Here is a 26,574-nt window from a genome sequence, read left to right on the forward strand (position 1 = left end):
CGGCCTCTTGAGCTAAAAGTGATTGACACCACACCGGTTCTCGGATTGGATAGACACTGTCAATCGATTGATTGGGAACACAAGGTGGTGTCCATGGAATTGGGTCAAATCCAGCAGGCTGCAGTCTCCTGTTTTGCGCAGCGCGGATTCGCCGCGACCGGTATCCGAGAACTCGGAACTGCCTTGAATCTGAACTCTGCCACCCTCTATCACTATGTCGGGGGCAAAGAAGAACTCCTCGTTGGCATCATCAACAATTGTCTGACCTCCATGATCAAAGGAGCCGGGCAGGCCATCGCCGACAGCACCGATCCAGTACGTCAGTTGGCCCTGCTTGTTGCCTTCCACGTAGGCTTCACCGCCACTAATCCAAAAACCTCCCGCGTCGCAGAACACGAAATGCGCGCCCTGTCCGCCGAGCACGCCGAAGACATGCAGGCGCTCCGCGATGACTACGAGCAGCTCTTTGCATCCATCCTGGCCACCGGCACAACTCAAGGCCTGTTCAACACCGTGGACCTGGGCATCGCCCGACTAGCCATGATGGAAATGGGCACCGGAGCATCCCACTGGTATCGCCGCGATGGACGGCTGTCATTGCCCGAAGTGCAACTAAATTTTGTCTCCCTCGCCATGCGAATGCTCGCCGTCACCGACGAATTCCCGTTGGCCATCAAAGAACTCCCTGCCCCGCTGGTTATTGCCAGCGAACCCGAGCCCAAGGACTGAAAAGTGAAGACGCTTCGTTCCCAACCGGATCCCGCAGCATTTGCGAGCCATACTCAAACCAACGCCACCCTGCTGGCGGACCTGCATCAACGCCTCGAACGCGCTGGGCGCGGTGGCTCGCAAAAGTCTCGGGAACGCCATGTAGCACGCGGTAAGCTACTGCCCCGCGAGCGTGTGGACCAACTACTCGATGACGGTTCACCGTTTTTGGAAATTGCTCCACTGGCCGCCGAAGGCATGTATGGCGGCGCCTGCCCCGGCGCCGGAATGATCGCAGGTATCGGTTTGGTCCACGGCCGACACGTGCTGATCATTGCCAATGACGCCACCGTCAAGGGTGGCACCTACTTCCCGATGACGGTGAAAAAGCACCTGCGCGCACAAGAGATCGCATTAGAAAACCGACTGCCTTGCATCTACTTGGTGGATTCCGGCGGCGCATTTTTGCCGATGCAAGATGAGGTCTTCCCGGACCGCGATCACTTCGGCCGGATTTTTTACAACCAAGCGCAGCTTTCAGCAAAGAAGGTCCCACAGCTGGCCGCGGTCCTCGGATCCTGCACCGCCGGCGGCGCCTACGTTCCGGCGATGAGCGACGAGACGGTCATCGTACGCAACCAAGGCACCATCTTCCTTGGCGGTCCACCACTGGTGAAGGCTGCCATCGGTGAGATTGTCACCGCAGAGGAATTAGGTGGCGGAGACCTGCACGCCAAAACCTCCGGGGTGGTGGATCATCTGGCCGAAAACGATGAGCATGCGCTGATGATCATCCGCGACATCGTTTCCACCCTGCCGCTCAACCCCACCCCGGCATGGAACATTGCCGAGCAGGTAACGGAACCGCTCTATCCAGGCACCGAACTATCCGGCGTTGTTCCGGTAGACGTCAACGCACCCTATGACGTGCACGAAGTCATCGCCCGAATTGTGGACGGCAGTAAATTCCATGAGTTCAAAGCCGACTACGGCACCACCCTGGTCACCGGATTTGCGCATATCCACGGCCACCAAGTCGGGATCATTGCGAACAACGGGGTACTCTTCTCCGAGTCGGCCATGAAGGGTGCCCACTTCATCGAGCTCTGCGACCAGCGTGGTATCCCGCTGATCTTCCTGCAGAATCTCGCCGGGTTTATGGTGGGCAGCGACTATGAGGCGGACGGCATCGCCAAGCATGGAGCCAAGATGGTCACCGCGGTAGCAACCGCCCGGGTCCCCAAGTTGACCGTTATCATCGGCGGATCCTTTGGCGCAGGCAACTATTCAATGTGTGGACGGGCCTACTCCCCACGCTTCTTGTGGATGTGGCCCAATGCGCGCATCTCGGTGATGGGCGGCAACCAAGCCTCCTCGGTACTGGCCACGGTTAAGCGTGACGGGATCGAAGCCGGTGGTGGCTCCTGGAGCAGCGACGAAGAAGAGGACTTCAAAGCCCCCATCCGCGAGCAATACGAAACTCAAGGAAACCCGTACTATTCCACCGCGCGTTTATGGGATGACGGAGTCATTGACCCAGCCGATACCCGCCGGGTGCTTGGCCTTGCCTTAGATGTTTGCGCCCGAACCGAATTACCAGAGACCAGCTTCGGTCTCTTCAGGATGTAGGCCCAGGAGATCACCATGAACAGCAAACTTTTTGATACGGTCCTGGTCGCCAACCGCGGAGAAATCGCGGTGCGCATTATTCGCACCCTGCGAGCGCTGGGCATCCGTTCCGTTGCGGTCTACTCCGACGCTGATGCTCAAGCATTACACGTTACCCAAGCCGATACCGCGGTCCGTCTTGGCGGTGCTCCCGCCAATGAGAGCTACCTAAACATCAACGCGGTCATTGATGCCTGCAAGACCAGCGGGGCCCAAGCGGTGCACCCAGGTTATGGTTTCCTTTCCGAGAATGTGGAATTCGCCCGCGCCTTAGAAGCTGCCGGGATCACCTTCATTGGTCCACCGGTGGACTCCATCAATCTCATGGGTGACAAGATCCGTTCCAAAAACCACGTGCAGTCCCATCAGGTTCCGGTGGTTCCGGGCATTGCAGAACCGGGCTTGAGCGATGAACAGCTCCTGGCGGCGGCCTCCGATGTAGGTTTCCCGCTCTTGATCAAGCCTTCGGCCGGCGGCGGTGGCAAGGGTATGTTCGCTGTGGAATCCGTAGATCAGCTCCCCGAAGCTCTATCCAGCGCTCGGCGCACCGCGCTGAACGCCTTTGGCGATGACACCTTGTTCTTGGAACGCTTGGTGCGCAATCCCCGGCATATCGAGGTACAGATTCTGGCTGATTCGCACGGCAACACCGTGCACCTCGGCGAGCGCGAATGCTCGCTACAGCGCAGACATCAGAAGGTCATCGAGGAAGCGCCTGCCCCGCTGTTCGAAAATCTGGAGCACGGCGCACAAATCCGTGAACGCATCGGAGCATCCGCCGTAGCTGCCGCGCAGTCGGTCGGATACGTGGGCGCTGGAACCGTGGAGTTCTTGGTCAGCGACGAAAATCCGGACGAGTTCTTCTTCATGGAAATGAATACCCGTTTGCAGGTGGAGCATCCGGTCACCGAAGAAGTGGTGCGGGTTAACGGAGAAAAACTGGATCTGGTGGATTGGCAGGTGCGCATCGCAGCCGGTCAAACACTGAACTTCACTCAGGAACAGGTATTGCTCGTTGGCCACGCAATCGAGGCACGCCTGTACGCAGAAGACCCATCGGCCGGTTTCCTGCCCTCGGTCGGAACCGTGCTGAAGGTTCGAGAACCGGTCAACGTGCGTGTAGATAGTTCCCTGCGCGAAGGGCTAGAAATCAGTGCCCACTATGATCCGATGCTGGCCAAGTTGATCGCTTGGGGTCAGGATCGAACCGAGGCGTTGACCAAGCTGGACCGCGCTCTGGCGGACACCGTTGTACTGGGCGTACTGACCAACAACGAATATTTGCGCCTGCTGTTGGCCGATGAACAGGTGGCCGCCGGACAGTTGGATACTAATCTCATTGCGCGCAAGATGGATCAGTTCACCTTCCGCACTATCGGTCCCAGCGAATTGGCGCTGGCTGCTCAGCTGGAATATCAGCAAGTACCTACACTGCGCACCCCGTGGGGCGTCCGCGATGGCTGGCGGGCCGGGGTGCACCGCCCGATCATCATGCACTTCGAAGTTGGTGATACTCACGTCCAAACGTCACTGCCGGTTGGAGCCGAGCCCACAAGCATCGAACATGCTTTTGCCCCCGATGGCACCCTGTGGCTCAGCGATCAGGGATGGAGCTCTGCCTTTCGCAAACTGTCACGTGAAGAAGTACTCGAACGCCAGTTGGCCAGCCTGGCCAAAGAATCGGGCACCTACTCCCCCGATGTACAGACTCCAATGCCGGGCACCGTCATCTCTGTGCAAGTCAGCGACGGTCAACAGGTAAGCGCTGGCCAGGTGCTGGCCATTGTGGAAGCGATGAAGATGGAGCACCAGCTGCTGGCTCCGGTTGACGGAATTGTTCACATCTCGGCGCTACAGGCAGGAGATCTGGTCAAGGCCAAACAGGTGATCGCCACCGTGGAACCAATCCTAGAAACTGAACAGGAGCACCGAGCATGAGCCAGCAACGATTTGAACAGCGCGGCCTGTATTTTGATGAACTGGTGCTGGGAGCCAGCTACGTTCACAAGCCCGGTCGCACCCTGAGCGAGGCGGATAACATCGCCTTCACCACCATGACCATGAACAATCAGGGCTTACATCTGGATGCCGCGTGGGCCGCCACCCAACCATTCGGCAGGCCGCTGATTAATTCACTGTTGACGCTGAGCACCATGATTGGTCAATCGGTGGCGCAGCTGACCGAAGGCACCATCATTGGCCAGCTGGGCATCAACGACGTGCGCTTCCCTCACCCGATGTTCCACGGCGATACCCTGTACACCGAAACCGAGATCACCGAATTGCGCCCCTCCAAATCTCGACCCGGCCAAGGCTTAGCCTCGATGACGCATACCGGACGCAACCAGCACGGCGAGATTGTCGCCACCGCCACCCGCACCTGTTTGATGTGGACCCAACAGGCGCACCAAGAATCGTTGAAGGCAGAGTCCGATGACTAGTTTCCAGATGGGTCCGGCTATTCTCTTCTACCCTGCGGACCGGCCGGAGCGTTTTACCAAGGCCGCGGATCGGGCCGATGCGGTAATCATTGATTTAGAAGATGCTGTGGCCCATGAAAATAAGGACGCAGCCCGCACTGCACTGGTGGAAAGCAGCCTAGATCCGGCGCGCACCATTGTGCGAGTGAACCCCGTAGACACCGAACACTTCGCCCGCGACCTTGAAGCGGTACGGCGTACCAACTACACCACGCTCATGTTGCCCAAGGCGCAGTCGGCCGCGGAACCTGCCCAGCTAGCTGGCTACGACGTGGTGGCGCTGTGTGAAACCGCGGCCGGCATCGCCAACGTGGCGCAGATTGCGGCAGCCTCGAATGTGGTGGCCTTGATGTGGGGTGCCGAAGATCTGATTGCCTCGCTGGGCGGGACCTCATCGCGCCATAACGATGGCAGCTACCGCCAGGTCGCCAGCTTTGCCCGTTCCCAGGTGCTTATCCATGCGGTAGCCAACGGAAAGGCTGCCATCGACTCGGTGTATCTGAACATCCCAGACGCCGAAGGATTGTTCCTCGAATCTCAGGATGCCAAGGCCTCTGGCTTCGCGGCCAAAGCCTCCATCCATCCCAACCAGATGCAGATTATCCGTCAGGCCTACGCGCCAACGGCAGCCGAAGTGGCCTTGGCCGAACGCATCCTCGCCGAGGCCAAAACCCATCCGGGCGTTTTCTCTTTGGACGGGAAAATGGTGGATGAACCCTTGCTGCGTCAGGCTCGGGCTACCCTCGCCAGCGCCGCGAAGCTGGGCTAACTGCTTGACCGGGCAGTTGTGCCAGCTAACGGCCTTCGTCGAAGAACATATAACAATGTCAGCAAACAGCCCGAACCAATAGTTGCCAGTCCCCACGGATCACTGAGGTTTCTACCCAAGATCCAAGCCCATCCGCGGACCTCGCCTATCGAATTTCGCGCAAAGGCTGAAGCAATCAGCAAATAGACGACTGGAACAAGCCCAGCAAATCGGTTGATACCGAGGGCTCTTGCACTCGACCAAAGTACCAAGAGCCCAAGCACGTCCCTGACCATCAGCCAAGCAGCAGCATTGTCATGCACCACGATGCCAGTGAGATGAGAAACGGCGCAGACCAGCGCAACCAATCCCGCGGCCATCAGCATTGAATGAGCCACCACGTTTCGCACTGAGGCTTCTGTCCAATACAGTTCAGCGGATTGAAGCATTGCTCCCGTCAATACCACCAGAATCACGCTGGGGACAACGGGCGCTGGCATCGTCGAAGGGCCAATAAGCGAACTCAAGAATGGAATTGGTAGGTTGATATTTCCTGCCATTGTTCCCAGAATGCTCGCGATAGCGGCGCCAATCATTGCCACCCGATAGTGTCGAGCCTTCATTGCCCACTTCACCGGACACCCGCGCTGACCGCATCCGGAAGTCGGCATGTACTTAGTCGGTCATAGGCTACCGTTACCCACTGAGTCTGTGACTTTTCGTCTAACTTGCGCAGTTTGCTCCACTGCCCAAAAAAATCCGTCTCGTCCGGGATCGAGACCGATTCCAGCATGCTCGTATCCGGCAAGCCTGCCCGTTCGTCCGGTGCAAGTACTTCCTGAGCCGCAGTTTGAACTGACCAAGCCTTCAGTACTTCGGCCCATCCGTAAACATCAGCGGAGGTTTCTTGAGGACACTCAATGTAGGTAAGAGCATCCGCGTAAGTGCTGGCTGCCGATTCAACTGCACGGGTGCGCGATTGGCCTGGTGCGGCCATGACATTTGCAACGCCCTCGTCTGAGAGGACCGGCACTTGTGCTGTGCTAGTTGAATAGACCTTGGTTATTTTTCGCATCCCATGGTGTTCTAAGGCCTCGAAAGTATCGGCATACACCGGACGAGTATCTCCACGTGCCAGCTGTGTTGGGAACAGGCAGACTTCTGGAACGGTTGCGGAGCATTCAGCTTCTGATAGTGGGCGAGCTTTCACCGGGGTCGCCGCCACCTGACGCGCAATGAACAAGCCCAGCGAAGCCGCCAGGACGAGCACCAGCAGACCTGCGGTGACACGCAACCAGGCGGCCTTTCCACGGGGCAGGATCTTCCTACCGCTGACGCCCATGGCCAGGAGCACAAATCCGAAGAAGCCTAGGACCGAGAACACCATCAAAGAATAGACAGCAGCGACATCCAAGGTTTCGACCGGGGAGCAGCAACCTTCCAAAGCGAGCCCCGCCAAATATCTCACTGGTACAAAGTCAAAGCTCCAGGCGAATCCAAGCCAAATATAGGAGACCACCAACGCCAGAGGAACTGCAAAGCGCGCTCGTAGCCATGTGCCGAGGAACATCCCTATTCCCGCATGGAAGAACAAAGCACTGAACAGACCGACGGCGATGAGAACTGGGAATCTGTTGGGTGAAGAACCAGCTTTGCCCAGCAATAGGAGAATTCCGACAAGTTGGATGAGAGCGCCGGCTACAAGACTGGGCCAGAGCCGCGCAAAGGCCACTATTATTTTGCCCCGTACCGCGATCTCGGTGACTCCCCGACTGGAACTATCACGCCCTACTTCGAGAGCGGCTGAGACGCTGACCAATGACGCAGCAAATATGAGCAGTAGCGCATAGGCCGCCACGGCTGATTGAGCATCGGCCAAGACCCGCTCCGCTGACACATACTGATGCACATACAATGCCGCCAAGATCATGCCGGGGGCCAACAGCCACCACGCTGGTCGACGAGTTATAGGAAGCATCCTCAGATCTCGCCTTCAACTAATGCCGCATAGGCCAGCCGTACTCGATCACGAGAATCCGTAACACTCGCTGGAGCCACTGCCATGAACTCGTTGACCGATCCGTTGAACCGTACGCGCCCACCAACAAGCACAACTACATGATCAAAAGATCCGTCGATGTCCTCGGTCTGATGCGTGGAAACCACGGTTATGTTCTCATCATTCAAGGAGGCCAAGATCTGACGGAACCGATCCCGCTGGCTAGGGTCGAGTCCTGCGGTAGGCTCGTCCAAGAGAACTACGCCCGCCTGGTGAACTAGTGCGCCAGCTAGACCTAGTCGTCGTTGCTGTCCGCCTGATAGTTCAGTAGCTTTCTTTTCAGAAAGAGTCTCTAGCCCGACGGCTAAAAGCGCTTGCGGCGCCGCTTCTTTGACAGCCTTCCTAGACATCCCTTTCAGCCAGCCAGAGTACCTGACGTGTTCCAAAACAGTGAGTCCGGCGACGGGCGAAAAGTCTTGCGGTAACCATGCCACAAGCCGTCGGAATTTTCCCAAGTGGCGAGCGCTGATTCGTTCCCCGCTGGCCTCGATAATCTCGATACTTCCGGCGGAGGGCGTCACTACGCTTGCCATAAGGGACATCATTGTAGACTTCCCGGCGCCATTGGGGCCCAAGAGTGCTGTTTTTCCAGAGTGGAACTCAAGATTCAGATCTTGAAAAATTTTCGCCTTGGACGAGTATGCGTAACTAGCTGCACAGATCTTAATGCTCTTCATCAGGCAGGGCAGTCCTTACTCCGGCTAGGGCGCTTGCCCGTAGCTTGTGGCTCAACAAAAGTAGACTCCTGCAAAATGGGCGACTGACGATCGTTGTACCTCTTAAATGATATTTAGTTTATTATCACTAGATGGGTCAAAAGATAGATTGACCTCACATAATGAAACAGACGTAAGTATTTTTCTGATGTAGAACTTAATGTCAATTTCAGAACGTTGACGACAAGGGAATGCGACAGTTCGCACTGTCATCCGCGCCCCTCGGTTGACTGCACAGTGCCCCAGCAAGTGACTACCCAACAGGAAACGCGGCGCGTGGGCTGTTGTTGCGCAAGGCAAGATTAGTCACGAACAAGGCCACAGGTGCGTGCCAGTGTGATGCTTTGTTTATGAACGATCAGCCCGACTCCGCAATAACTCCGCCTTCCGCCCGGCGTCCCCGAGTACACCGGGCTTGGCTGGTAGCCATCGTCACCACTTTGGCGTTGGTTGTGGCAGCGGCTTTTCGGTCCACCGCCGGCGCATTTTTTGAACCTCTTGAAGCAGAGTTCGGCTGGCAGCGTTCCCAACTGTCCACGGCAGTAACCATCAACCTGGTGGTTTACAGCTTGGCCGCACCTTTTGCTGCCACCTTGCTGGAACGCTATTCGATGCGCAAGGTGGCGATGGCAGCTTTGGCCTTGGTGGCTACCGGCGCCGGACTGTCCGTTTTTATCAACCACTACTGGCAGTTGTGGTTGCTTTGGGGCGTGCTTGTCGGATTGGGAACCGGCGCCATGGCCTTGGTCTTCGGTTCAGTAGTCGCCAACCGCTAGTTCAGCAAGCGACGAGGTCTGGTGATGGGGCTGTTCTCTGGCGCCAACGCTGCTGGCCAGCTGATCTTTTTACTTTCCATCGTTGCCATCATTGAAAACGGCTCCTGGCGGATTGCGGCCCTCGTGGTCACCGCCTTTGCCCTACTGATCATTCCGCTTTTACGTTGGCCTTTTGCCAACTCCCCAGCCGAGGTCGGGGTACTGCCCTACGGCGCGACCGCACCTGCAGTTCCCGCTGCGAAGCCCGAAGGATCCATGGCTGCGGCGACCTTACGGGTGCTCTTCAGCTCTGCTCGATACCCGGCATTCTGGGTGCTGGCGATGACCTTCTGGATCTGTGGCTGGTCGACTAACGGCCTGGTTCAGACGCACTTCATTCCTGCTGCGCACGATCACGGAATGCCTGCCACCACGGCATCAGGATTGTTGGCACTCATCGGTGCCTTCGACATTCTCGGAACAGCATTTTCGGGCTGGCTCACCGACCGCATACGCCCATGGCTGCTGTTAGCTGTGTACTACCTGCTGCGCGGAATGTCGCTACTGTTCTTGCACACCCTGATGGGCCCCACAGTTCAGCCGATGATGTGGATCTTCATCGTCTTGTATGGCCTGGACTGGGTAGCCACGGTTCCGCCTACGGTGGCCTTGTGCCGGCAGTACTTTGGCCCGGTTAAAGCAACTGTCGTTTTTGGTTGGGTGTTCGCTTTCAATATGGTCGGCGCAGGTGCCGGATCCCTGACTGCAGGCCTATCCCGAGAGACCACCGGAAGTTATCTGGCCGCGTGGATTACCGCTGCAGTGTTGTGTTTTGCAGCTGCTGCCAGCTTGCTGTTGATGCCCCGCATGCGTCAGGCGGTCGAGTCGCCAGTGATTGAACCCGTCCCGTCATAGACGTGCCCTGGCTGTAAATGCTCATCTACCCGGTGCATCGGGAGCGATAGAAACACCCGCACTCGCGCAGGGCTGCATTCCTCGGTGTTTTAGAAAGGTGCAGCCGTACGCACGAGCTGCACTCCGAGGTCAACGGCTCCCCTCATCACGACTTCATTTCCCAGAGTAGAAGCAGTCAGTTGGACACAAGTCAGCGCCGGTTCCTGAGCTAGCTCGCGCTGGGCAATGGAAACTACTGGCCCCACGATTTCTGCCATCGCACCGGAAAGCACCACACGCTCCAACCCGACAAAGCCGGAAATAACAGCGCTGATCCGAGCCAATCGGGCACCGAGGGATTCCAGGATTTCCTGTGCCAGCTGGTCTTCGTTCGCGGCTGCCTGAAATACGTCTTCTGCACGCAAGGACTCTGCGTCCAAAGACGCCAAGCTACTACTGACGCCGGCGGCCAACGCTGATTTTGCTTGCTCCCTAGCCAAATATCCCAAACCGTGAGCATCACCGACCCCGGCAACTTGCGAAAGGAACCGCATTTCACCGGCCAACCCCTTAACTCCACGGAGCAGGTGGTTGTCGACCACAACCCCAGCACCGATGCGCTCACCAATCATCAATGAGGCAAAAGAACCTTCAGTGCCATGTGCCAGTTCGGCAATCGCCGCTAGGTTCGCGTCGTTCTCAACCCTCAAGAGGTGCGTATATTTGCCGAGCGCGGATTTCCAATCAGGGTTCATATTTGCCCAAAAACCATTGTCGTCATCCGGCGACGTGCCGAAGGCATCAACTGGCGCGGGGACCCCGATCACCATCGCGGCAAGCTTGTCTACGTTGAATTCAGCTAACACGCCTGCGAGTAGCTTCTCGGTAACGTCAGCTCGATGCTGTCCCGAAGACAGTGGATCCACTTTTGCCTCAGCGCGAGTTTGCAGATTTCCTCGCACATCACTGAGAGTGAGGCTGATGCGGTGTTGGCCTGCATCGATTCCAGCAATCAGGCGATGAGTTCGGTTCAATTCATAACGTAGCGCCGGTCGGCCTTTGGAATAAGCTCCAACAGCCCGAGTGTCTTGGGCCTCGATAAGCCAACCAGATTCAACCAGGTCTTTTGCTTGGTTGAGCACTGTCGCACGAGTTAAACCGGTGAGCGAGATGAGCTCACTGGCGGTCACTGCTTCACAGTCCCAAGCAGCATCCAGAACGCGTTGGGTGTTGCGACGACGCATCGCAGTAACGCCTTCTAGGGACTCGGCGCTCGGTGCATCAATATTTCTCGGTGAACTCACATTCAAAGTATAGACGTGACTTTATTTAGATGCTAAATTTACTGAGAAAATAAAGTGACCCACTTCACTTCCCACTGGAGAAACCTATGAATCTTGGATCAAGTGCCTTGTCACGGCCGTTGCGACGACGGTCGTTCATTGCATCGGTAATGGCAACCGGAGCCATGGCCCTGGCCGGTTGCAGCCCCAGCGACCCCCGAGCCACAATTCGGTTCAACCAGTCCAAGCCGGAAGTGATCCCCTACTTTCGTGATCTGTTGGGGCAGTTCAATGCTTCCCAGAAAACTACTACCGCAACCCACGAGGTAACTGCAGGACTCTCTGCAGCATTCGCTCGCAACGATCCACCGGATTTGGGTTGCCTCAACTACAACTTTGAGATGGCAAGATTCCAAGAAAGTGGAGCCCTCTCAGATCTCTCTGATTTGCCCCAGCAAAAGACGAATGCGCCATTCATCAAAGAGCTCCTGGCGCTCTATCCCGACTATCCCGGACGGACATCGGTCTTGCCCTACTCAATGATGGGCGCCGCCGTTCTATACAACAAAGACATTTTTGAGAAACATGATCTCGCCATCCCAACTCGCTATTCAGAACTATTAGAACTCTGCGGTGAGCTGACCGACCTAGGCGTTACGCCCATCTACTCCACGTTCAAAGACGCTTGGACCGCTTCTCAGGGATTAGCCGACTATTCCTTGGGCGGGGCTGTCGACATTAACCAGCACTTTGCTGCACTACGAGAAATCGGTTCGGATTTCACCCCTAATGCTGCCGTCACCTTTTCGAAGTCATTCACCGAGCCGCTACTGAAGATGCAAGAACTGGCCAAGTTCTCCAACAAAGACGCAGCCAATCGTGGCTACGGAGATGGCAACCTTGCATTTGCCAATGGCAAAGCAGCCATGTACCTGCAGGGGCCTTGGGCTCTGCCTGAAATCGCCAAAACCAATCCTGATGCCAATATCGGCGCCTTCCCTCTACCGATGACAGAAGACCCCAACGACCTAAAAGTCAGGGTCAATCTCGACCTAGCGCTGTGGATCCCGGAACAGTCCGACCACAAAGCCGAAGCACGTGAACTCCTCGCGTTCCTCTGCCAACCCAAAATCCAAGATGCCTATAACGAATCAGCTCTCGGTTTTGGCGTACGTACCGATTCACCGCCGACCAAAGACCCTCGCCTGAAGCAGATGCAGCCGTACATCGATTCCGGCCGTCTCTATCAAGGAGTATCAACGGCGATTCCGCGAACTATTCCCTTCGAAAACTACATGCAGGGCCTGGTGACCGGCGGCAGCGTAGAGCAGACCCTTGCAACCCTCGACGCGGACTGGGCCCGACTGGCCCAACGCAGTTAGCCAGCTCAGGAGAACACCATGGCACTAACTACCCCCACTAAACCCAGCAACGACGCTAAGGTTGTGGCTCCCACCCGACCGGTGAAACGGCGTCAATTCGAAGCCACCTACTTAGGCTTCCTCGTTCCAGCATTGATCTGCTTCACCATCGCCATCACCCTGCCAGCAGCGATGGGCATTTACTTCAGCTTCACCGACTCGGTGGGATTTGGCGACTACAACCTCGTCGGACTGGCAAATTACGCCGCCTTGTTCACTGATCCAGCCATTATCGGCTCCTACAGCTTCACAATCGGGTTCGCTCTCGTCACCGTCATACTCACCAATGCGTTGGCCTTCTTCCTGGCAGTCGGGCTCACCGCACAAATTCGTGCCCGAGTCGCTCTGCGGACAATCTTTGTCATGCCCATGGTCATTTCCGGCATCGTCATTGCCTATGTTTTCAACTTCTTGTTTTCCAATACCTTGCCCGCCGTAGGTGAATACCTTGGCATTGGCTTCCTTAAGGAGTCGTTGCTGTCTAACCCGGACCTCGCCTGGCTATCCATCGTCATCGTTACTGCCTGGCAGGCCGTGCCATCGGCGATGCTCATCTACATAGCAGGTCTAATGGCTATCCCCTATGACTTGTACGAAGCCTCGTCTTTGGATGGTGCCAGTTCTTTCGGACAGCTCAAGAATGTCACCCTTCCACTGATGACCGGATACATCGGTATCAACATCATTATCGGATTCAAGAATTTCTTGGGAGCCTACGACATTATTGTCGGCCTGACCAACGGTGGTCCCGGAGTGAAAACTAGGTCGATTGCCATGACAATTTTCACCGGTTTTGAACGTGGAGACTACGCCTACCAGATGGCCAATGCGACCGTCTTCTTCATCATTTCGCTGATTATCGCGCTGTTCCAACTGCGCCTGACCAACAAGGGACAAGCAAAATGAGCCTCACCTTGCAGCAACGACTCAACAAACGCTCGCGCACACGTATCGGACGAGAACGCATCAATTGGTGGGCCACCAGCATCTTGGGCATCTGTGCACTGGCCGTCGTGGTTCCACTGTTCGTCACCATCTCAATGGCGTTCAAATCCGCCAAGCAAGCCGTTGACGGGAAAGCATTCTCGCTGCCAAAGCCTTTCTCAGTTGAAGGGTTCACCGCAGCGTGGGACTTAGTAAACTTCCCGCGGGCCTTCACTATCTCGCTGGTGATTACCCTCGTAGCAGTGCTTGGTGCAGTACTTGTGGCGTCCATGGCCTCGTATGCAATCCACCGGAACTGGAATAGGCGCTTCTATCGCTTCAGCTTCTACTACCTATTGGGAGCAATGTTTCTGCCGTTCCCGGTCTTGGCCCTATCGCAGGTCAAGCTCACCGGCATCTTCGGTCTAGATAACCCGGCAGGTGTTGCGATTCTGCATGTCATGTTCGGGCTGTCCTTCAACGTCTTGCTATTTACGTCTTTCTTGCGTGGACTTCCGGGCGAGCTGGAAGAAAGTGCACGCATCGATGGAGCCAGCAACTGGACTACTTACTGGAGGATCATCTTCCCTCTCCTGGCGCCAATGAGCGCCACGGTGGCTATCTTTGCGTTTCTCAGTTCGTGGAACGACTTCATGATGCCTTCGCTGATCATCTCCCAACAGGCAGATCAGACCCTTCCCGTGGTTCAACAACTTTTCCAAACGCAGTTCTCGAACAACTACCACGTGTCCTTTGCCTCGTACCTGATGGCCATGGCCCCCAGCGTGGTGGCCTATCTCTTCACCCAACGTTGGGTGATGTCGGGATTGACCCAAGGCGCCGTCAAATCCTAAACAGCACTAACCGCTACACCCAGCCATTCCTAGGCTGCAAACACCATTGAAAGGAAGCATCATGACACTGCAAGACACCACCCCCAACACCAGCATTTCCAAGGACGCTACTTGGTGGCGCCAAGCTGCCGTGTATCAGATCTATCCGCGCAGTTTCGCGGATTCCAACGCCGACGGACTAGGTGACCTGAAAGGAATCACTTCGCGGGTCAACTATCTCAAGACCCTGGGCATCGATGCCGTATGGCTTTCGCCGTTCTACCCATCGGCTCTCGCCGATGGCGGGTACGACGTGGACGACTACCGCAACGTGGACCCACGACTAGGCACCTTGGAAGACTTTGACCAGATGACGCAACAGCTTCATCATGCAGGCATTAAGGTCATCGTTGATATCGTGCCCAACCATTCATCGAATCTCCACGAATGGTTCCAAGCAGCTCTTGCTTCACCCAAGGGCTCAGCCGAGCGCGATCGTTATATCTTCCGTGATGGAGCAGGACCGAATGGCGAATTGCCTCCAGCCGATTGGGAATCCATCTTCGGTGGCCCAGCTTGGGAGCCAGTTGGAGATGGCCAGTGGTATCTACACCTCTTTGCCAAGGAACAACCCGACTTCAACTGGGCCAACAACGAGGTTCGAGAGGACTTCCTCAAGACCCTGCGTTTCTGGTCCGATCGTGGCGTGGACGGTTTCCGCGTTGATGTGGCCCACGCACTGACCAAAGACGTAGCGTTGTCAGATCTGCCCAGTAAAGCGGAGCTTGATGCCCACCCGTGGGACGGCACCCACCCCATCTGGGATCGCGATGAAGTCCACGAAATCTATGCTCAATGGCGCCAGGTATTCAACGAGTACGACCCTCCCCGGATTGCCGTGGCAGAGGCCTGGACCAACTCCGATCGTCGTCCTGCCTACGCACGTTCAACCGGGCTTGGCCAAGCTTTCAATTTCGATCTGTTGCAGGCAGACTTTGACGCAGCGGCCTTCAAGAAGATCATTTCTTTCAATCTCGACCAAGCGAATATCGCTGGCTCTTCGACCACGTGGGTGTACTCCAATCATGACGTCGTGCGCCATGCCACCCGCTATGGACTACCTCTTGCCGGTGATCCAGACTCGGCGAAGAAGTGGTTGCTACACGGGGCCGATCCTTCGGTAATGGATGCGGAGCTAGGACTTCGCCGCGCGCGTGCTGCAACACTGCTGGAGTTGGCTCTTCCCGGTTGCGCGTACTTGTATCAGGGTGAAGAACTGGGTTTGCCAGAGGTCACCGAGATCTCTGACGAACAGCGTCAGGACCCTGCCTTCTTTAAGAACAAGGGCGTAGAGGTAGGACGAGACGGTTGCCGCGTGCCAATCCCTTGGGAAGCCGAGGGCCCATCCTTCGGGTTTGGCGAAGTTCAGCCCCATCTGCCGCAGCCGGAGTCCTTCGGCTCACTAAGCGTCGCGGCACAGAATGGCAATCAGGGATCGACTCTGGAGCTCTACCGCGAGGCGCTGCGCCTACGTAGGGAACTACAAAGCGATGAGTCCCTCCAGTGGCTAGATGCAAGCGAAGGTGTGCTCAGTTTTGTCCGACCAAATGGCTGGATCAGCGTCACGAACTTCAGCGCTCAGCCGCAGACGCTTCCCGAAGGCACCCTTCTGCTTTCCAGTGCACCATTAGATGAAGCTGGCCGGTTGCCGGCAGCAACAACAGCTTGGTTACGTGCCAAATAGTACCCGTTAAAAAAGCAGTTCGGCACCGCAGAAATGTCTCTGCGGTGCCGAACTGTTTGTATGAGAACCCTTAGGCTACAACAACGTCCTTAGCAGGAATGTGCAGCTTCTTGTTGCCGTAGTGAACAGCGAAGAACCAGGCAGCACCGGTCACGATGTGAATAACGGTCAAGGTCACGGCGGTTGCTACATCCGCAGCGGTCATGATCGCGGAAATGCTCGATACAACTGCAATGACCAAGCCGACCCACTGGGCAACCTTGATGATGCCCTTCTTAGCACGACCGATCAAGAACACGATGAATCCAAAGGCCAGCAGTGGGATCCAGGTTGCCTGCAGGATGTTATCAAAACCGATAACCTTCTCAGGGTTAGAGCCAACCTTCATCGAAGCGCCCGAAGCGATACCGATGAAGAAGATGATGACATTGAGGTAGCCTGCGCCCAGTGCGGCGATGACGACCTGAATGAAGTTAAAAGGGCTATTTGGTTGTCCCTGAGCAGTCATGGTGTTCCTCAAAATCGTTGAAAGTCCTCAACAAGTCTAATTTCGCACCCCCGTGCCTTGGCTCTCATTGGTGCGTGAGATCCACGACAGTTAGGGAAGCTATCTTTCTGAGCGAGCACCCGATGCGCCCAAGCCCTGCTCTCAGTGACAACTCCCAGTACATCTTGGTCAAACCGGCGTAAACTGAAATTGGAGTTTACTTCCACTTTTTTCCTCGTTAGAGGTTTCCTCCTTCCGGCATCAAGCTCTTGTGCTGTCCTTCAATTTCTGGGACGGCGTTCAGATTAACGCAGCAGTGTTGAACCGGATATCACTCTTTAGCCACCGTGACGTGGCATCCACATCAATTCACAAAGCCTGCGATACTCGCAGCAATAAGGGCTACGCAGTAACGGAGAATCCGTCATGGATAAGCCAATCAGCTGCCCACGGTGTTATCGAAACACGTTGGTAGAAACCGAAACCCGTCGATACATCGATGAGCAACGTCAATTAAAAAGCTGGGACAACGAAGGTGGCCACGACGCTGGCCAGCGTCATGATTCCCAGATGACAATGCGTGAAGTGGCTTGGACCTGCACCTCGTGCGGATGGAAAAAGGTCGCCTACAGCACTCAAGAACCAGTTCTTGGGCCAGAACGACGCATCGAAAAGTTCTCACAGAGCACGCAACGGCTCCAGACAACAGCAGCGCAAACCACCCACAGCTCGGGCAACCACTCCTAAATAGAGCCCGGCCGTGACGCACAAAATACTGCAGGCCCGGCATCGGCAAAGAATGCTGGGCCTGCAAGATTTTTGACGGTTACTTCGAGGCGCCGATGGCCCACACACGTGGCAATTCAGTGCCGTTGACCGCAAGGTCACCGATCAGACGCGCCTTGAACACCCACGGGTTGTGGTTACCTGCGGTGCGCGCATTGCGCCAGTGCCGATCCAGGTTCTTCGAAACGCTGGTGGCCGAAGCGGCCAACGCATCAAAGGCATGGGTGATGGCGTTGAGCACCAGCGGGGTGAGCACCACCTGAGCCTGGGCGCTGGCGACTTCGGCAGCATCATTGGCTGCTTCATCTTCTTCCACCGAAATCTGCCCCGACTGCAAAGCCAACGCAGTTTCATAGGCAGACTCAAGAGCCTGCGAAACACGTTCCACCGTTCCCGCCGCGGCAAATGCCACTGCCGAAACCTCGCCGATGACCTGCAACAATTGCGGATCCTCGGCTGCCACATTGGCTGCCGCATGGCTGAAGGTGCGCTTGCGCGCCTTTAACTCTGCTGCAAAATCGCGTTCCGCTGCCTTTGCCGAACCAGCCAGCACCGCCAGCAACACCTGCTGATAAAAAGCAGTCTGGTACTTAAAGCGGGTATCAAAGTCGATCAGATCTTCTTCGGCGACAATCGCATCGGTAAACGTCGACGTTCCGGTACCGGTGGTGCGCTGACCAAAACCATCCCAGTCATCGGCCAGTTCCACGCCAGGCTGGTGGCGGTTGACCGCGGCGATCACGCGCTTGCCGGTATCGGTGCGCTCTGCGTAGGTATCCAGCCAGTCGGCAAAGATGGAACCGGTGGAGTAGTACTTGGTGCCGTTGATCCGGAACCCGCCCTCGCCATCCGGGGTGACCTTGGTGATCACGTCGCCGACCTTCACCGTTCCGACCTCGGTCCAGGAGTTGCCCACCAGCTCACCATCAACAAAACGAGCCAGCCACTTATCCCGGCCCGCACCAGGAGCAGAGATCAGCCGATCCTCCACAAACGCGAAGTGCGCCCGCAACGCTTGGGCGATGTTGGAATCAGCGGCAGCCAAATCCACAAAGAGTTCGAAGAGCTCGGGTAGGGTGGCACCTGCTCCGCCATGCGATTCTGGAATACGAACCGCACCAAAACCGGCGGCGGCAAGGTCGGCCACCTGCTGATAGGGCAGCTCACCGGTTCGGTCGCGTTCGGCGGCGCCGGCCGCAATCTGCTCAAAAATCGGGGCGAAACGGGCTTTGAGTGTCGCGCGAGAATTGCCTGTAGCAAGTGCAGTCATCGTTGGATCCTATCCGTGATTGTGGTTTAGGTGTAAAGCGAAAGTGGCTGGGATTCTCCGCGCAGGAAGTAGGCACCAACCTCGATCTTTTTGTAGTCCACCGGGTCATGCAACGAGTGGGTGCGCACATTGCGCCAGAACAAATCCAAGCCCACCGAGCTCGCGGCCGACGAGGATCCGGTGACCTCAAAGATGCGGTTGGCAACCTCAATAGCGGTTTCGGTGGACACCACCTTGGCCTCTGCAATCTCTACGGCGAGCGCCGCGCGTTCGGTCTGGGTCACCTCGCCTGCCTTGGAAACTAGGGCATCAAATTTGCGCCCTAATTTTTCGGTCAACGCCGCCACCGCTGCGGTGCGCGCCTTAAGCTCTCCGATGGTGCGCTGGAAAATCGGATCTTGAGAGTAGGTTTCTGCCTGGGAGAACAGCCAAGCGTTTTTGCGTCCCAAGATGATCCGCTTGCCACGAGCCAGTGCGCCCTCGGCAATGCCTAAGTAGAAGTTCACAAAGGCTAGCTGGATTCCCGGAGTCAGTAGCGTGGACACCGGCTCTGCGGTGACCGGACCGAGGATATCTGAGGCCTGCACCTGTACATTGTGGAACTTCAGCGAGTTTGAGGCGCTCAGTCGTTGACCTAGGTAATCCCAGTCATCAACAATTTCCAGACCTTCGCGGTCGCGCGGAATCACAAAGGCCAGCACCTCACCGGCGCGTTCACCTTCGGTGATTTCAGCATTCACAACGATGACTTCACCAACACCGGAACCAGTGGAGAAACGCTTGCCACCGTTCAGGGTGAAGCCATCACCTTGGGGAACCAGCGTCAAGGTGGGATCAATCGGGTTGACCGAGTCGCCCCAGAGCCAGCCGCCCTCAACCGTGCGCTGCCACCACTGGCCTTGAGTTTCTGGGGCCGCGTAGAACGCAATGCCCGACTGGTTGATGTAGTGGTAGGCCAGCAACTGCCCGACCGAACCATCGGCAGCAGCAATAATGCGTACCGCTTCGAAGCCTGTTTCCCAGTGTCCTCCTGCTCCGCCAAACTCGGCAGGAACCAGCAGATCCAATAGACCGGCTTCACGCAGCAACTTCACCTCAGCGAATGGTTGCTCGTTTTTGCGGTCACGTTCCAGTGCATCAACAGCCAGCTGGTCCGCCACGTTCTGGGCGACTTCGCGCCAGCGATCAAGCTCGGCGTCATCGGCGGTTCCGATGTAAGGGACGCGTGGTAGTTGCGTACTTAGTACAGTCATCTTCGTTCTCCCTACTTGCTGCGGCGTCACGGAACCAGGTCTGTCAGCCGCTCTGGATGGTTTGTCCCTCCAGTGAAACATCGACGAACCGACGACGATAGAGCCCGCGTCACCTGCCGGAATATCGTCATGAAACGTCATGGCCCGGGCCCCCATCAGACCCAAAAACCGTCGCCGTATTTCGGCCTATGACCTCGTGTGAATCGGCGAGTATTTGAATATCCGTGGTGAAAGTTTGGTGATGTCTTGGGTTTTGAGAAATATGACAACCGTATAGACTGAATACAAGCACACCGAGAGGCAGAGAAATTCCATGGATTCATTCAGCACGCTGAGTTTGATGTTCGGTCTAGCTATCCTCGCGCTCACTGCGAGCATCTTGGCACCACGATCCGCCGATGGGCGACTCAAGCGAAATACCATGGTGGGCATCAGAACCCGCCATACCCTCTCCAGCGATGAAGCGTGGTTAGCTGCTCACCATCACGCGGCACCGATGCTTCGCGTAACGGCCTGGACCGGATGGATCCTCTTGGTCATTGCGGCTGTTTTTAGCCTGCTGAAGATTTTCCCCGCCGCTTTTGTCGTCGCTACTGCCGGCTTTATTGCATGCCTGGCACTTCTGCTCGTCGCGGGCTTCCGGGCCAACAACGTCGCCAAGCAGTACCCAACCGCCTAGAAGTTAAAAACCGCACCGCGCCTTCAACACCAAAGGGCAATGAAGGCGCGGTGCGTACGAAGCACTCGACAGGACCTTAGAGCAGCACGTCTTAAAGCAGCACAGCCCCAAGGATCCATACCGTCACAAAGGCGGCGGTACCCTGAATCGCCGTAGCAATACTGAGGGTCTTGTACGCGGTAATCACCGGAATCCGGCTGAGCTGCGAAACCACCCAGAAGTACGAGTCGTTGGCATGCGAAACTACCATCGCACCAGCGCCTACGGCCAGAACGCTAAGCACCATGCCCAGCTGGGAATCCAGACCCAAAGATCCGAGCATCGGCGCGACCAGCGCGGAAGTGGTCACCATGGAAACCGTGGACGATCCCTGCGCCGACTTCAGCGCCGCCGCAATCAGGAACGGCACCGCCAAGCCCAGACCAAGACCACTGAGAGAATCCGAAAGAATCGTGGTCAGTTTTGACGCGGCCAGCACAGCACCCAATGCTGCACCAGCACCTGTAATCAACAAGATGGGCGCAGCGGTGCGCACCGACTCATGCATCTGCTCATTGAAGTCTGCGAGCTTATTGTCCCCACGCAACAACAAGGTGGCCGAAAGCAGACCGAAGATCAACGCGATCACCGGGGTTCCAATAAATGACAGAAGCTCAACAAGCGTTCCCGCACCCAAGGGTTGCGAAGGTAATTTGGCGATCGACGCCGCACAGATCAGGATCAACGGCACCAGGATCGGCAAGAAGGCCAAAGCCGGGTGCGGCAGCTTGCCGAAGCTAGCGCGCAACTGTTCGTAGTCCAGATCAGCCAGGTCGTTTTCGTCTTCGGAAGGCAGAGGAGTCCAGGTGGACTTGTTAAACCGGCTGGCATAGGCCAGCCCGGCTAGAGCAGAAATTGCTGCCACTGGCAGACCTACCGCGATGATCAATCCGAGGTTATCGGCGATGCCGATACTTTCGGCCGCAGCCAGTGGTCCCGGAGTTGGCGGAACCATGGTGTGCGTCGCGTAAAGACCGGTCATCAGCGCCACCGACGTAGCCAGCGCGGAGACGCCGGTGCGCAAGGTGATGGCCTTGCGCAGCGAGTTGAGCACCACGTAGCCCGAGTCGCAGAAGACCGGAATCGAGACGATATAGCCGATGATCGTCAGCGTCAGATTAGGGAATTTTGTTCCCAACACCTTGATTAGTGCATCCGCCATGGAGATGGCTGCGCCGGATCGTTCCAGGATGATGCCGATCATCGTGCCAAAAAGAATCACCAGGCCGATGTTGCCCATGGTGCTACCAAAAGCGGTGGTGACCGTACTGGCTACTTCAGCCAAGGGGATCGTGTAGGCAAAGGCGGCAAGAATCGCGGCGCCAATCAGGGCAAGGAAAGGGCTGACTTTCCATCGTGCGGTCACCAGCACAATGGCGACCACAAGAATCAACAGAACAATAAGTTCGTACACGGCAGGTTGGCTCCTTTGCCAAAATTGATAGTTCGTTGCTCACCAACGCGGCTCAAGCTTTGGTTACGCGATCACACGCAGTCGAAAACATTCGGTGCGACCGTGCTTAAAGAGCAACCATTGTGCCAATACTAGGAACCAGACAAAAAATAACCTATGGGCATGTGCCCAGAATTCATAGGGATCAAGGGGTGAAATGTGTGCGCGAGATCCAAAGATCAGCTTCTCGCTGGGCGCCAACTCGTGCATCTAGTCATTTATCGAGTTGTCCCGCAAACTTGGTTCTAATAAACGCTTTTAGTTTCAGGAGACGTCATGGCGATCAGCGCAAGTGAAGCTCGTAAGACCCTATTCTCCTTAATCGAGCGGGTTAATGCTGATCAAGAAGCTATCGAGATCGTCTCCCGTAAGGGCAACGCGGTGCTCATGCCCGCTGACGAATACGCGGTATGGCAAGAATCCGCGTATCTTTTTCACTCCCCGGCAAACGCTCGCCGACTACTCGATTCCTATGAGCGAGTTCGCAACGGAGTACGGACCGAGCATGAACTGGACCGTTCTGACCTTGAGGACTAACGCGCCTCATACGAGTCAGGCCCGCTACCACTACTAAGGCGCTTGCCTGCAAGAACTCCGGCTAGAAGATTCGCAGTTCATCCAGCGCGATCCGCGCATACACAGCATGCTGCAAACGCAGCGACTCGGCGGCCTGCCGAATCTCAACACCCGTCACCTGGCCGATCCGTTCCAACCTTTGCACCAGCGTATTGCGGTGAATATGCAAGGATTCTGCTGCCTCTGACATAGAAGATGCTGCGACGACCACCAGCAGGGTTTTGGCCTGCTCTTGGTTCAGCACCTGCGCTTTGAGGGCCAGATACTTCAGGCTCCGTGCGGGCGCGCGCGCCACAGCTACGGCGATATCCTGATTCCAGATTGCCTGATGTCCGTGTTGCGGCAGTAGCGCCGGACGAGCCACCAAAGTACGCAACACTTCGGCCTGCGCCAATAGTTCCCCTGCGTCCGAAGCCTCCGGCCCGACAAGATAGCGATCATTAGCTTTCGGGGCGTCGACTGCCTCACCACCGGCTTTCCGAAGTCGCCAGTGAGCGCCAAATAGCCCCACCCATGCGGTGCGTATCCCGTCGAGCGCAGGCTGCTCCAACTCAGGATCCTGTTCGCTGCGCGGTATCCACAGTTCAAGTTGCCATGGTGCGCGCAGCCCGTGTGTTTCTAGGGTTCGCTCGATTACTTCAGCGGCCACGTGTCCGGCGAGTAGAGCCGAAATAATGTCCCTGGCTTCGGCAGCCTTCCGAGCACTGTGCGAATGCTCGCGTTCCTGAGCGAAGAGCAACTGCACGGTTAAGGCAATCAGATCAGCCAGCGGTTCAACCTCATGTGGTGCGCCGGTCACGCCAACCACTCCGCACAACTGATCGTTCAATCGCAGCGGAAGGTTCACTCCCGGTTGGGTTCCAGCAGATTCATCAGCCTGAGTGACCCGAATGATTTCATTGCGACGGATCACCTGAACGCTGCCCTCGTGCAGCGTCCCAACCCGGGACGCATCACTGGAAGCAATGATAATCCCGTGCGCATTCATGATGTTCACATGGCGATTGATAGTTGGGGCAATGGTGTCGACAACCTTTTGCGCTAATGCACTGGCCAGTCGAGGTTGCTCCTTTTCGCTCATGGAATCATCCTAACCGTCCGCGCTCGCTCAAGGCCCGTGGGACCAATCAGGAGTCAGCCCCAAAACATAGGCACGCTTACTGCTATGAATTACTTCACCTTGCTCGTTCACAGTGCTAGTCTCGCCATAGTCAAGTATCGCGACGAAAGGTTCACCATGAGTTCGGCGATCAGTTACTTAACCGGAGGATTTTTGGTGGCGCTACTGGTGACACTGAATATGACTTGGACTCAATACCTGCACGGCATTAGTGGCCCGATCGCCGTGACGCTGAGCTTGGTTGGCTTCCTGAGCTGCCTCTACGTTGCCACTCGGGCGACACCCCAGGCGCACCAGAGCTAATCAGATATAACCCTGTCATGGCTTCCACCCAGCACATTGCCGTCACCGGTTCGACCGGTGCGCTCGGCTCACTCGTTGTGCAAAATCTTGCCGACCTAGGCGTTGCACAACGACTCTTGGTCCGCGACCTTTCCCGCGCACCGCAACTTCCGGAAGCAACAGCCAGCACTTTCGACTATGCCAACCGTGATTTAAGCAAAGATGCACTAGCCGGCATCGAAGTGCTCTTCATGGTCTCCGCTCCGGAGAGTGATCACCGGATGGATCTGCACAGCACTTTTATTGATGCGGCCGTAGCCGCCGGGGTGAAGCACATCGTTTATACCTCGTTTACCGCTGCGGCACCCGACGCGGAATTCACCTTGGCCCGCGAACACTACGCCACCGAAGAGTATCTGCGGGCTTCGGGACTGCGCTTCACCTTCTTGCGCGATAGCTTCTACCTAGATTTTTTGCCCGCGTTGGTAGGCGAAGATGGGGTGATCCGTGGGCCGGCCGGGACCGGACACTTCGCCCCGGTAGCCCGAGCAGATGTTGCACGCACCGCGGCAAAAATTCTCGCTTCGGCCTCCGAACATGCCAGCGCCACCTATGAGATGACCGGCCCGCAGTCCTTGAGCATGAGCGATGTCGCCCGGATTCTGAGCGAAGTGCGTGGCCAAAACATCACCTTCTACGACGAATCCATCAAAGAGGCTTACGCTTCGCGTGCCGAGTATGGAGCACCATCTTGGCAGCTGGACGCCTGGGTTAGCACCTATACGGCGATCTCCAGCACCACCATGGCCAAGGTCAGCGACCATATCGAAATCATCACCGGCACAGCACCCATGTCTTTCGAGGACTATCTGCGCAAGTAGGTCCGTGCGAGACTAAACGCCGTACGCTGAACCAACCCGAGTGTATCGGCCGAAAGTTCTGCCAGACTCGCTGGCCCCGGCGCGATGGAGTATGCGGCCAGGATGCCGGAGCTTTCCAGTTCATCATCGCTGAGCTGAACGGACCCGGCCACCACGATCACATCGGCATGTTCGCCGGCTGCTTGAAGCACGCCGGAAACTACCTTGCCGTTCAGGGACTGGCTATCCAGCCTGCCTTCACCGGTGAGCACCAGGTCGGCCGAGCCTAAAATTTCATGGGCATTCAGTACCTGTGCGACGAGCTCCCAGCCAGGAGTTAGCTCCACCGTGAAGTAGGAAGCCAAGCAGACCGCCAGCCCGCCGGCCGCACCCATGCCTGGATCCTGACGCAAATTTCGCCCGGTGTCCGCTTCAAGGACATCGGCCAAACGCTCGAGGCCTTGATCCAGCACCTGCACGTCGTTTTTGTCAGCTCCCTTTTGCGGGCCAAAAATCGCAGCCGCGCCCTGTGCACCAAGCAATGGATTGGTCACGTCGCAAGCAATCTGCCAGCGCACTTGGGCGGCTCGTGGATCAACCCCGGAGGTATCAATCTTCGCCAGCTTGCCCAGCGCACCGCCACCTGCGGGTAATTGCTGACCCTGTTCATCCAGGAATTTGGCACCCAGCGCACTGAGCAGCCCAGTTCCGCCGTCGGTAGTGGCCGAACCGCCGAGGCACAAGATGATTTGTTGTACCCCAAGTTCAAGTGCGTGAGACACCAGCACACCTAGCCCATAGGTGCTTGTTTCAAGCGGCTTTCGTTCCACGTCGCTCACCTGTGGCAAGCCGGCGGCTTCGGCAGCTTCCACCACAGCGATCTTCTGATCTTTGGAAAGCCCAAGTCGCGAGGTGACCGGCCGACCAAGTGCGTCGGTGGTCTCTAGTGTGAGTGCTTCGGTGCCCCAGGTATCGATTAGTGCTTCTAGGGTTCCTTCGCCACCATCAGCAAAAGGAACAGCGGTGATATCAACCTTGCGCTTCAGGCTCTGCGCTCCCTTGGAAAATCCCTGCGCCAATGCAGCGGCCACATCGCCGGCCCGTGCACTGCCTTTAAAGGAATCGGGAACAATTGCTACCCGCAGGACGTCGTCGGCCACGGGTGCTGAATTCTGCTGAGGGTTCATGCTTCCCAGCTTAGGTAGCTTGCACGCGCGAGACTATGGGCTGGTGACCGTATTTCTAGCCCATCAAACGCATCGGCTATGTGCACGGTGCCCAATCATCGCCAATGCGAAGCTGAGCCAAAGGATCGGCACAGAAAGCGTCGTTATTGTAGAGATTACCTCATTGAAGGTGCGAGTGATGATCGTAAAAGTTCCCGTTGGATATTGCCCAACGGGAACTTTTCTTTAAGCTCTTTCCCCCGATACATGGGCACTGCGCAGTGCATGCTTATTGCATCCACAGAGTGCACCCCTAGAGTTACAAGTACCTCATTGAAGGTGCGAGTGATGACGAAGAACTGGCCCTGTC

General features: G+C 56.6%; 24 protein-coding genes and 1 pseudogene. 15 read left to right on the forward strand and 10 right to left on the reverse strand.

Annotation, left to right across the window (positions count from 1 at the left end):
- The first annotated feature begins 93 nt into the window (after positions 1–93).
- From EYR88_RS09860 to EYR88_RS09880, 5 genes are read left to right on the forward strand one after another with little or no spacing between them, the layout of a single operon-like run.
- Entirely contained in the window at positions 94–729 is a 636-nt protein-coding gene (locus EYR88_RS09860; protein ID WP_131089466.1) for a TetR/AcrR family transcriptional regulator, read from the forward strand.
- Positions 730–732: 3 nt separating this feature from the next.
- A complete protein-coding gene (locus EYR88_RS09865; RefSeq protein ID WP_131089467.1) occupies positions 733–2,337 on the forward strand; it encodes a carboxyl transferase domain-containing protein in 1,605 nt (534 codons plus the stop codon).
- A gap of 15 nt (positions 2,338–2,352) precedes the next feature.
- The gene (locus tag EYR88_RS09870) at positions 2,353–4,314 is read left to right on the forward strand and encodes a biotin carboxylase N-terminal domain-containing protein (protein WP_131089468.1); all 1,962 of its coding nucleotides are present in this window, start codon (positions 2,353–2,355) and stop codon (positions 4,312–4,314) included.
- Entirely contained in the window at positions 4,311–4,817 is a 507-nt protein-coding gene (locus EYR88_RS09875) for a MaoC family dehydratase (protein WP_131089469.1), read from the forward strand. Before EYR88_RS09870 ends, EYR88_RS09875 begins: the two co-directional genes overlap by 4 nt.
- Positions 4,810–5,625, forward strand: a complete 816-nt coding sequence (locus tag EYR88_RS09880) for a CoA ester lyase (RefSeq protein ID WP_165477317.1) — start codon at positions 4,810–4,812, stop codon at positions 5,623–5,625. The genes EYR88_RS09875 and EYR88_RS09880 overlap by 8 nt, the downstream gene beginning before the upstream one ends.
- Here the strand turns inward: EYR88_RS09880 and EYR88_RS09885 are convergent.
- Genes EYR88_RS09885 through EYR88_RS09895 form a run of 3 tightly spaced genes read right to left on the reverse strand, consistent with a single transcriptional unit; the run spans position 5,622 to position 8,340 of the window.
- Positions 5,622–6,227 (reverse strand): hypothetical protein, encoded by a 606-nt coding sequence (locus EYR88_RS09885; RefSeq protein WP_165477318.1) that lies wholly within the window; start codon positions 6,225–6,227, stop codon positions 5,622–5,624. The two genes, EYR88_RS09880 and EYR88_RS09885, sit on opposite strands and share 4 nt — an antisense overlap.
- An 8-nt stretch (positions 6,228–6,235) precedes the next feature.
- On the reverse strand, positions 6,236–7,582 hold the full coding sequence (locus tag EYR88_RS09890; RefSeq protein ID WP_131089472.1) for a hypothetical protein: 1,347 nt from the start codon (positions 7,580–7,582) through the stop codon (positions 6,236–6,238).
- 2 nt (positions 7,583–7,584) lie between these two features.
- Positions 7,585–8,340, reverse strand: a complete 756-nt coding sequence (locus tag EYR88_RS09895) for an ATP-binding cassette domain-containing protein (protein WP_131089474.1) — start codon at positions 8,338–8,340, stop codon at positions 7,585–7,587.
- A gap of 389 nt (positions 8,341–8,729) precedes the next feature.
- Between EYR88_RS09895 and EYR88_RS09900 the strand changes: the two are divergent.
- Positions 8,730–10,049 (forward strand): annotated as a pseudogene (locus EYR88_RS09900) (MFS transporter).
- An 89-nt stretch (positions 10,050–10,138) separates the two neighbouring features.
- On the opposite strand, the gene EYR88_RS09905 reads toward EYR88_RS09900, so the two are convergent.
- A complete protein-coding gene (locus EYR88_RS09905; RefSeq protein WP_242632509.1) occupies positions 10,139–11,332 on the reverse strand; it encodes an ROK family protein in 1,194 nt (397 codons plus the stop codon).
- Positions 11,333–11,481: 149 nt separating this feature from the next.
- Between EYR88_RS09905 and EYR88_RS09910 the strand changes: the two genes are divergently transcribed.
- The 4 genes from EYR88_RS09910 to EYR88_RS09925 all read left to right on the forward strand — a co-directional run bounded on the left by EYR88_RS09910 (position 11,482) and on the right by EYR88_RS09925 (position 16,233).
- A complete protein-coding gene (locus tag EYR88_RS09910) occupies positions 11,482–12,693 on the forward strand; it encodes an extracellular solute-binding protein (protein WP_242632510.1) in 1,212 nt (403 codons plus the stop codon).
- 18 nt (positions 12,694–12,711) lie between these two features.
- Positions 12,712–13,638, forward strand: coding sequence for a sugar ABC transporter permease (locus EYR88_RS09915; protein ID WP_131089477.1), 927 nt, complete (start codon positions 12,712–12,714; stop codon positions 13,636–13,638).
- Positions 13,635–14,510: a carbohydrate ABC transporter permease gene (locus EYR88_RS09920; RefSeq protein ID WP_131089479.1), complete on the forward strand. Its 876-nt coding sequence runs from the start codon at positions 13,635–13,637 to the stop codon at positions 14,508–14,510. The genes EYR88_RS09915 and EYR88_RS09920 overlap by 4 nt, the downstream gene beginning before the upstream one ends.
- A gap of 61 nt (positions 14,511–14,571) precedes the next feature.
- On the forward strand, positions 14,572–16,233 hold the full coding sequence (locus tag EYR88_RS09925; RefSeq protein WP_131089481.1) for an alpha-amylase family glycosyl hydrolase: 1,662 nt from the start codon (positions 14,572–14,574) through the stop codon (positions 16,231–16,233).
- A gap of 70 nt (positions 16,234–16,303) precedes the next feature.
- On the opposite strand, the gene EYR88_RS09930 is transcribed toward EYR88_RS09925, so the two are convergent.
- Positions 16,304–16,741, reverse strand: a complete 438-nt coding sequence (locus tag EYR88_RS09930) for a DUF6069 family protein (RefSeq protein ID WP_131089482.1) — start codon at positions 16,739–16,741, stop codon at positions 16,304–16,306.
- Positions 16,742–17,146: 405 nt separating this feature from the next.
- Here EYR88_RS09930 and EYR88_RS09935 point away from each other — a divergent pair, with 405 nt between their 5' ends.
- Complete coding sequence (locus EYR88_RS09935) at positions 17,147–17,467, forward strand: hypothetical protein (protein ID WP_131089484.1); 321 nt, start codon at positions 17,147–17,149, stop codon at positions 17,465–17,467.
- Between the two features lie 79 nt (positions 17,468–17,546).
- Here the strand turns inward: EYR88_RS09935 and EYR88_RS09940 are convergent, their stop codons facing one another.
- Together EYR88_RS09940 and EYR88_RS09945 are read right to left on the reverse strand one after the other, a co-directional pair.
- Positions 17,547–18,776 carry an acyl-CoA dehydrogenase family protein gene (locus EYR88_RS09940; protein ID WP_131089485.1) on the reverse strand — a complete coding sequence of 410 codons (1,230 nt, stop codon included), beginning with the start codon at positions 18,774–18,776 and terminating at the stop codon, positions 17,547–17,549.
- Positions 18,777–18,802: 26 nt separating this feature from the next.
- Positions 18,803–20,029, reverse strand: a complete 1,227-nt coding sequence (locus EYR88_RS09945; RefSeq protein WP_131089487.1) for an acyl-CoA dehydrogenase family protein — start codon at positions 20,027–20,029, stop codon at positions 18,803–18,805.
- Between the two features lie 313 nt (positions 20,030–20,342).
- Here EYR88_RS09945 and EYR88_RS09950 point away from each other — a divergent pair, with 313 nt between their 5' ends.
- Positions 20,343–20,708, forward strand: a complete 366-nt coding sequence (locus EYR88_RS09950) for an SdpI family protein (protein ID WP_131089489.1) — start codon at positions 20,343–20,345, stop codon at positions 20,706–20,708.
- Positions 20,709–20,799: 91 nt separating this feature from the next.
- Here the strand turns inward: EYR88_RS09950 and EYR88_RS09955 are convergent, their stop codons facing one another.
- Positions 20,800–22,161 carry a GntP family permease gene (locus EYR88_RS09955; protein ID WP_131089492.1) on the reverse strand — a complete coding sequence of 454 codons (1,362 nt, stop codon included), beginning with the start codon at positions 22,159–22,161 and terminating at the stop codon, positions 20,800–20,802.
- 315 nt (positions 22,162–22,476) lie between these two features.
- Between EYR88_RS09955 and EYR88_RS09960 the strand changes: the two genes are divergently transcribed.
- Positions 22,477–22,737, forward strand: a complete 261-nt coding sequence (locus EYR88_RS09960) for a type II toxin-antitoxin system prevent-host-death family antitoxin (RefSeq protein WP_131089493.1) — start codon at positions 22,477–22,479, stop codon at positions 22,735–22,737.
- 61 nt (positions 22,738–22,798) lie between these two features.
- Here EYR88_RS09960 and EYR88_RS09965 read toward each other — a convergent pair whose 3' ends face one another.
- Positions 22,799–23,857, reverse strand: coding sequence for a sugar diacid recognition domain-containing protein (locus EYR88_RS09965; RefSeq protein WP_131089494.1), 1,059 nt, complete (start codon positions 23,855–23,857; stop codon positions 22,799–22,801).
- Between the two features lie 156 nt (positions 23,858–24,013).
- Between EYR88_RS09965 and EYR88_RS09970 the strand changes: the two genes are divergently transcribed.
- Together EYR88_RS09970 and EYR88_RS09975 are read left to right on the forward strand one after the other, a co-directional pair.
- Positions 24,014–24,199 (forward strand): hypothetical protein, encoded by a 186-nt coding sequence (locus EYR88_RS09970; RefSeq protein ID WP_131089496.1) that lies wholly within the window; start codon positions 24,014–24,016, stop codon positions 24,197–24,199.
- A 17-nt stretch (positions 24,200–24,216) separates the two neighbouring features.
- A complete protein-coding gene (locus EYR88_RS09975) occupies positions 24,217–25,059 on the forward strand; it encodes an SDR family oxidoreductase (RefSeq protein ID WP_131089497.1) in 843 nt (280 codons plus the stop codon).
- Here the strand turns inward: EYR88_RS09975 and EYR88_RS09980 are convergent.
- Positions 25,044–26,225, reverse strand: coding sequence for a glycerate kinase (locus EYR88_RS09980; RefSeq protein ID WP_131089498.1), 1,182 nt, complete (start codon positions 26,223–26,225; stop codon positions 25,044–25,046). The genes EYR88_RS09975 and EYR88_RS09980 overlap by 16 nt on opposite strands.
- Positions 26,226–26,574: the final 349 nt, after the last annotated feature.

The organism is Arthrobacter sp. S41 (assembly GCF_004320535.1).
Classification (GTDB): Bacteria; Actinomycetota; Actinomycetes; order Actinomycetales; family Micrococcaceae; genus Glutamicibacter.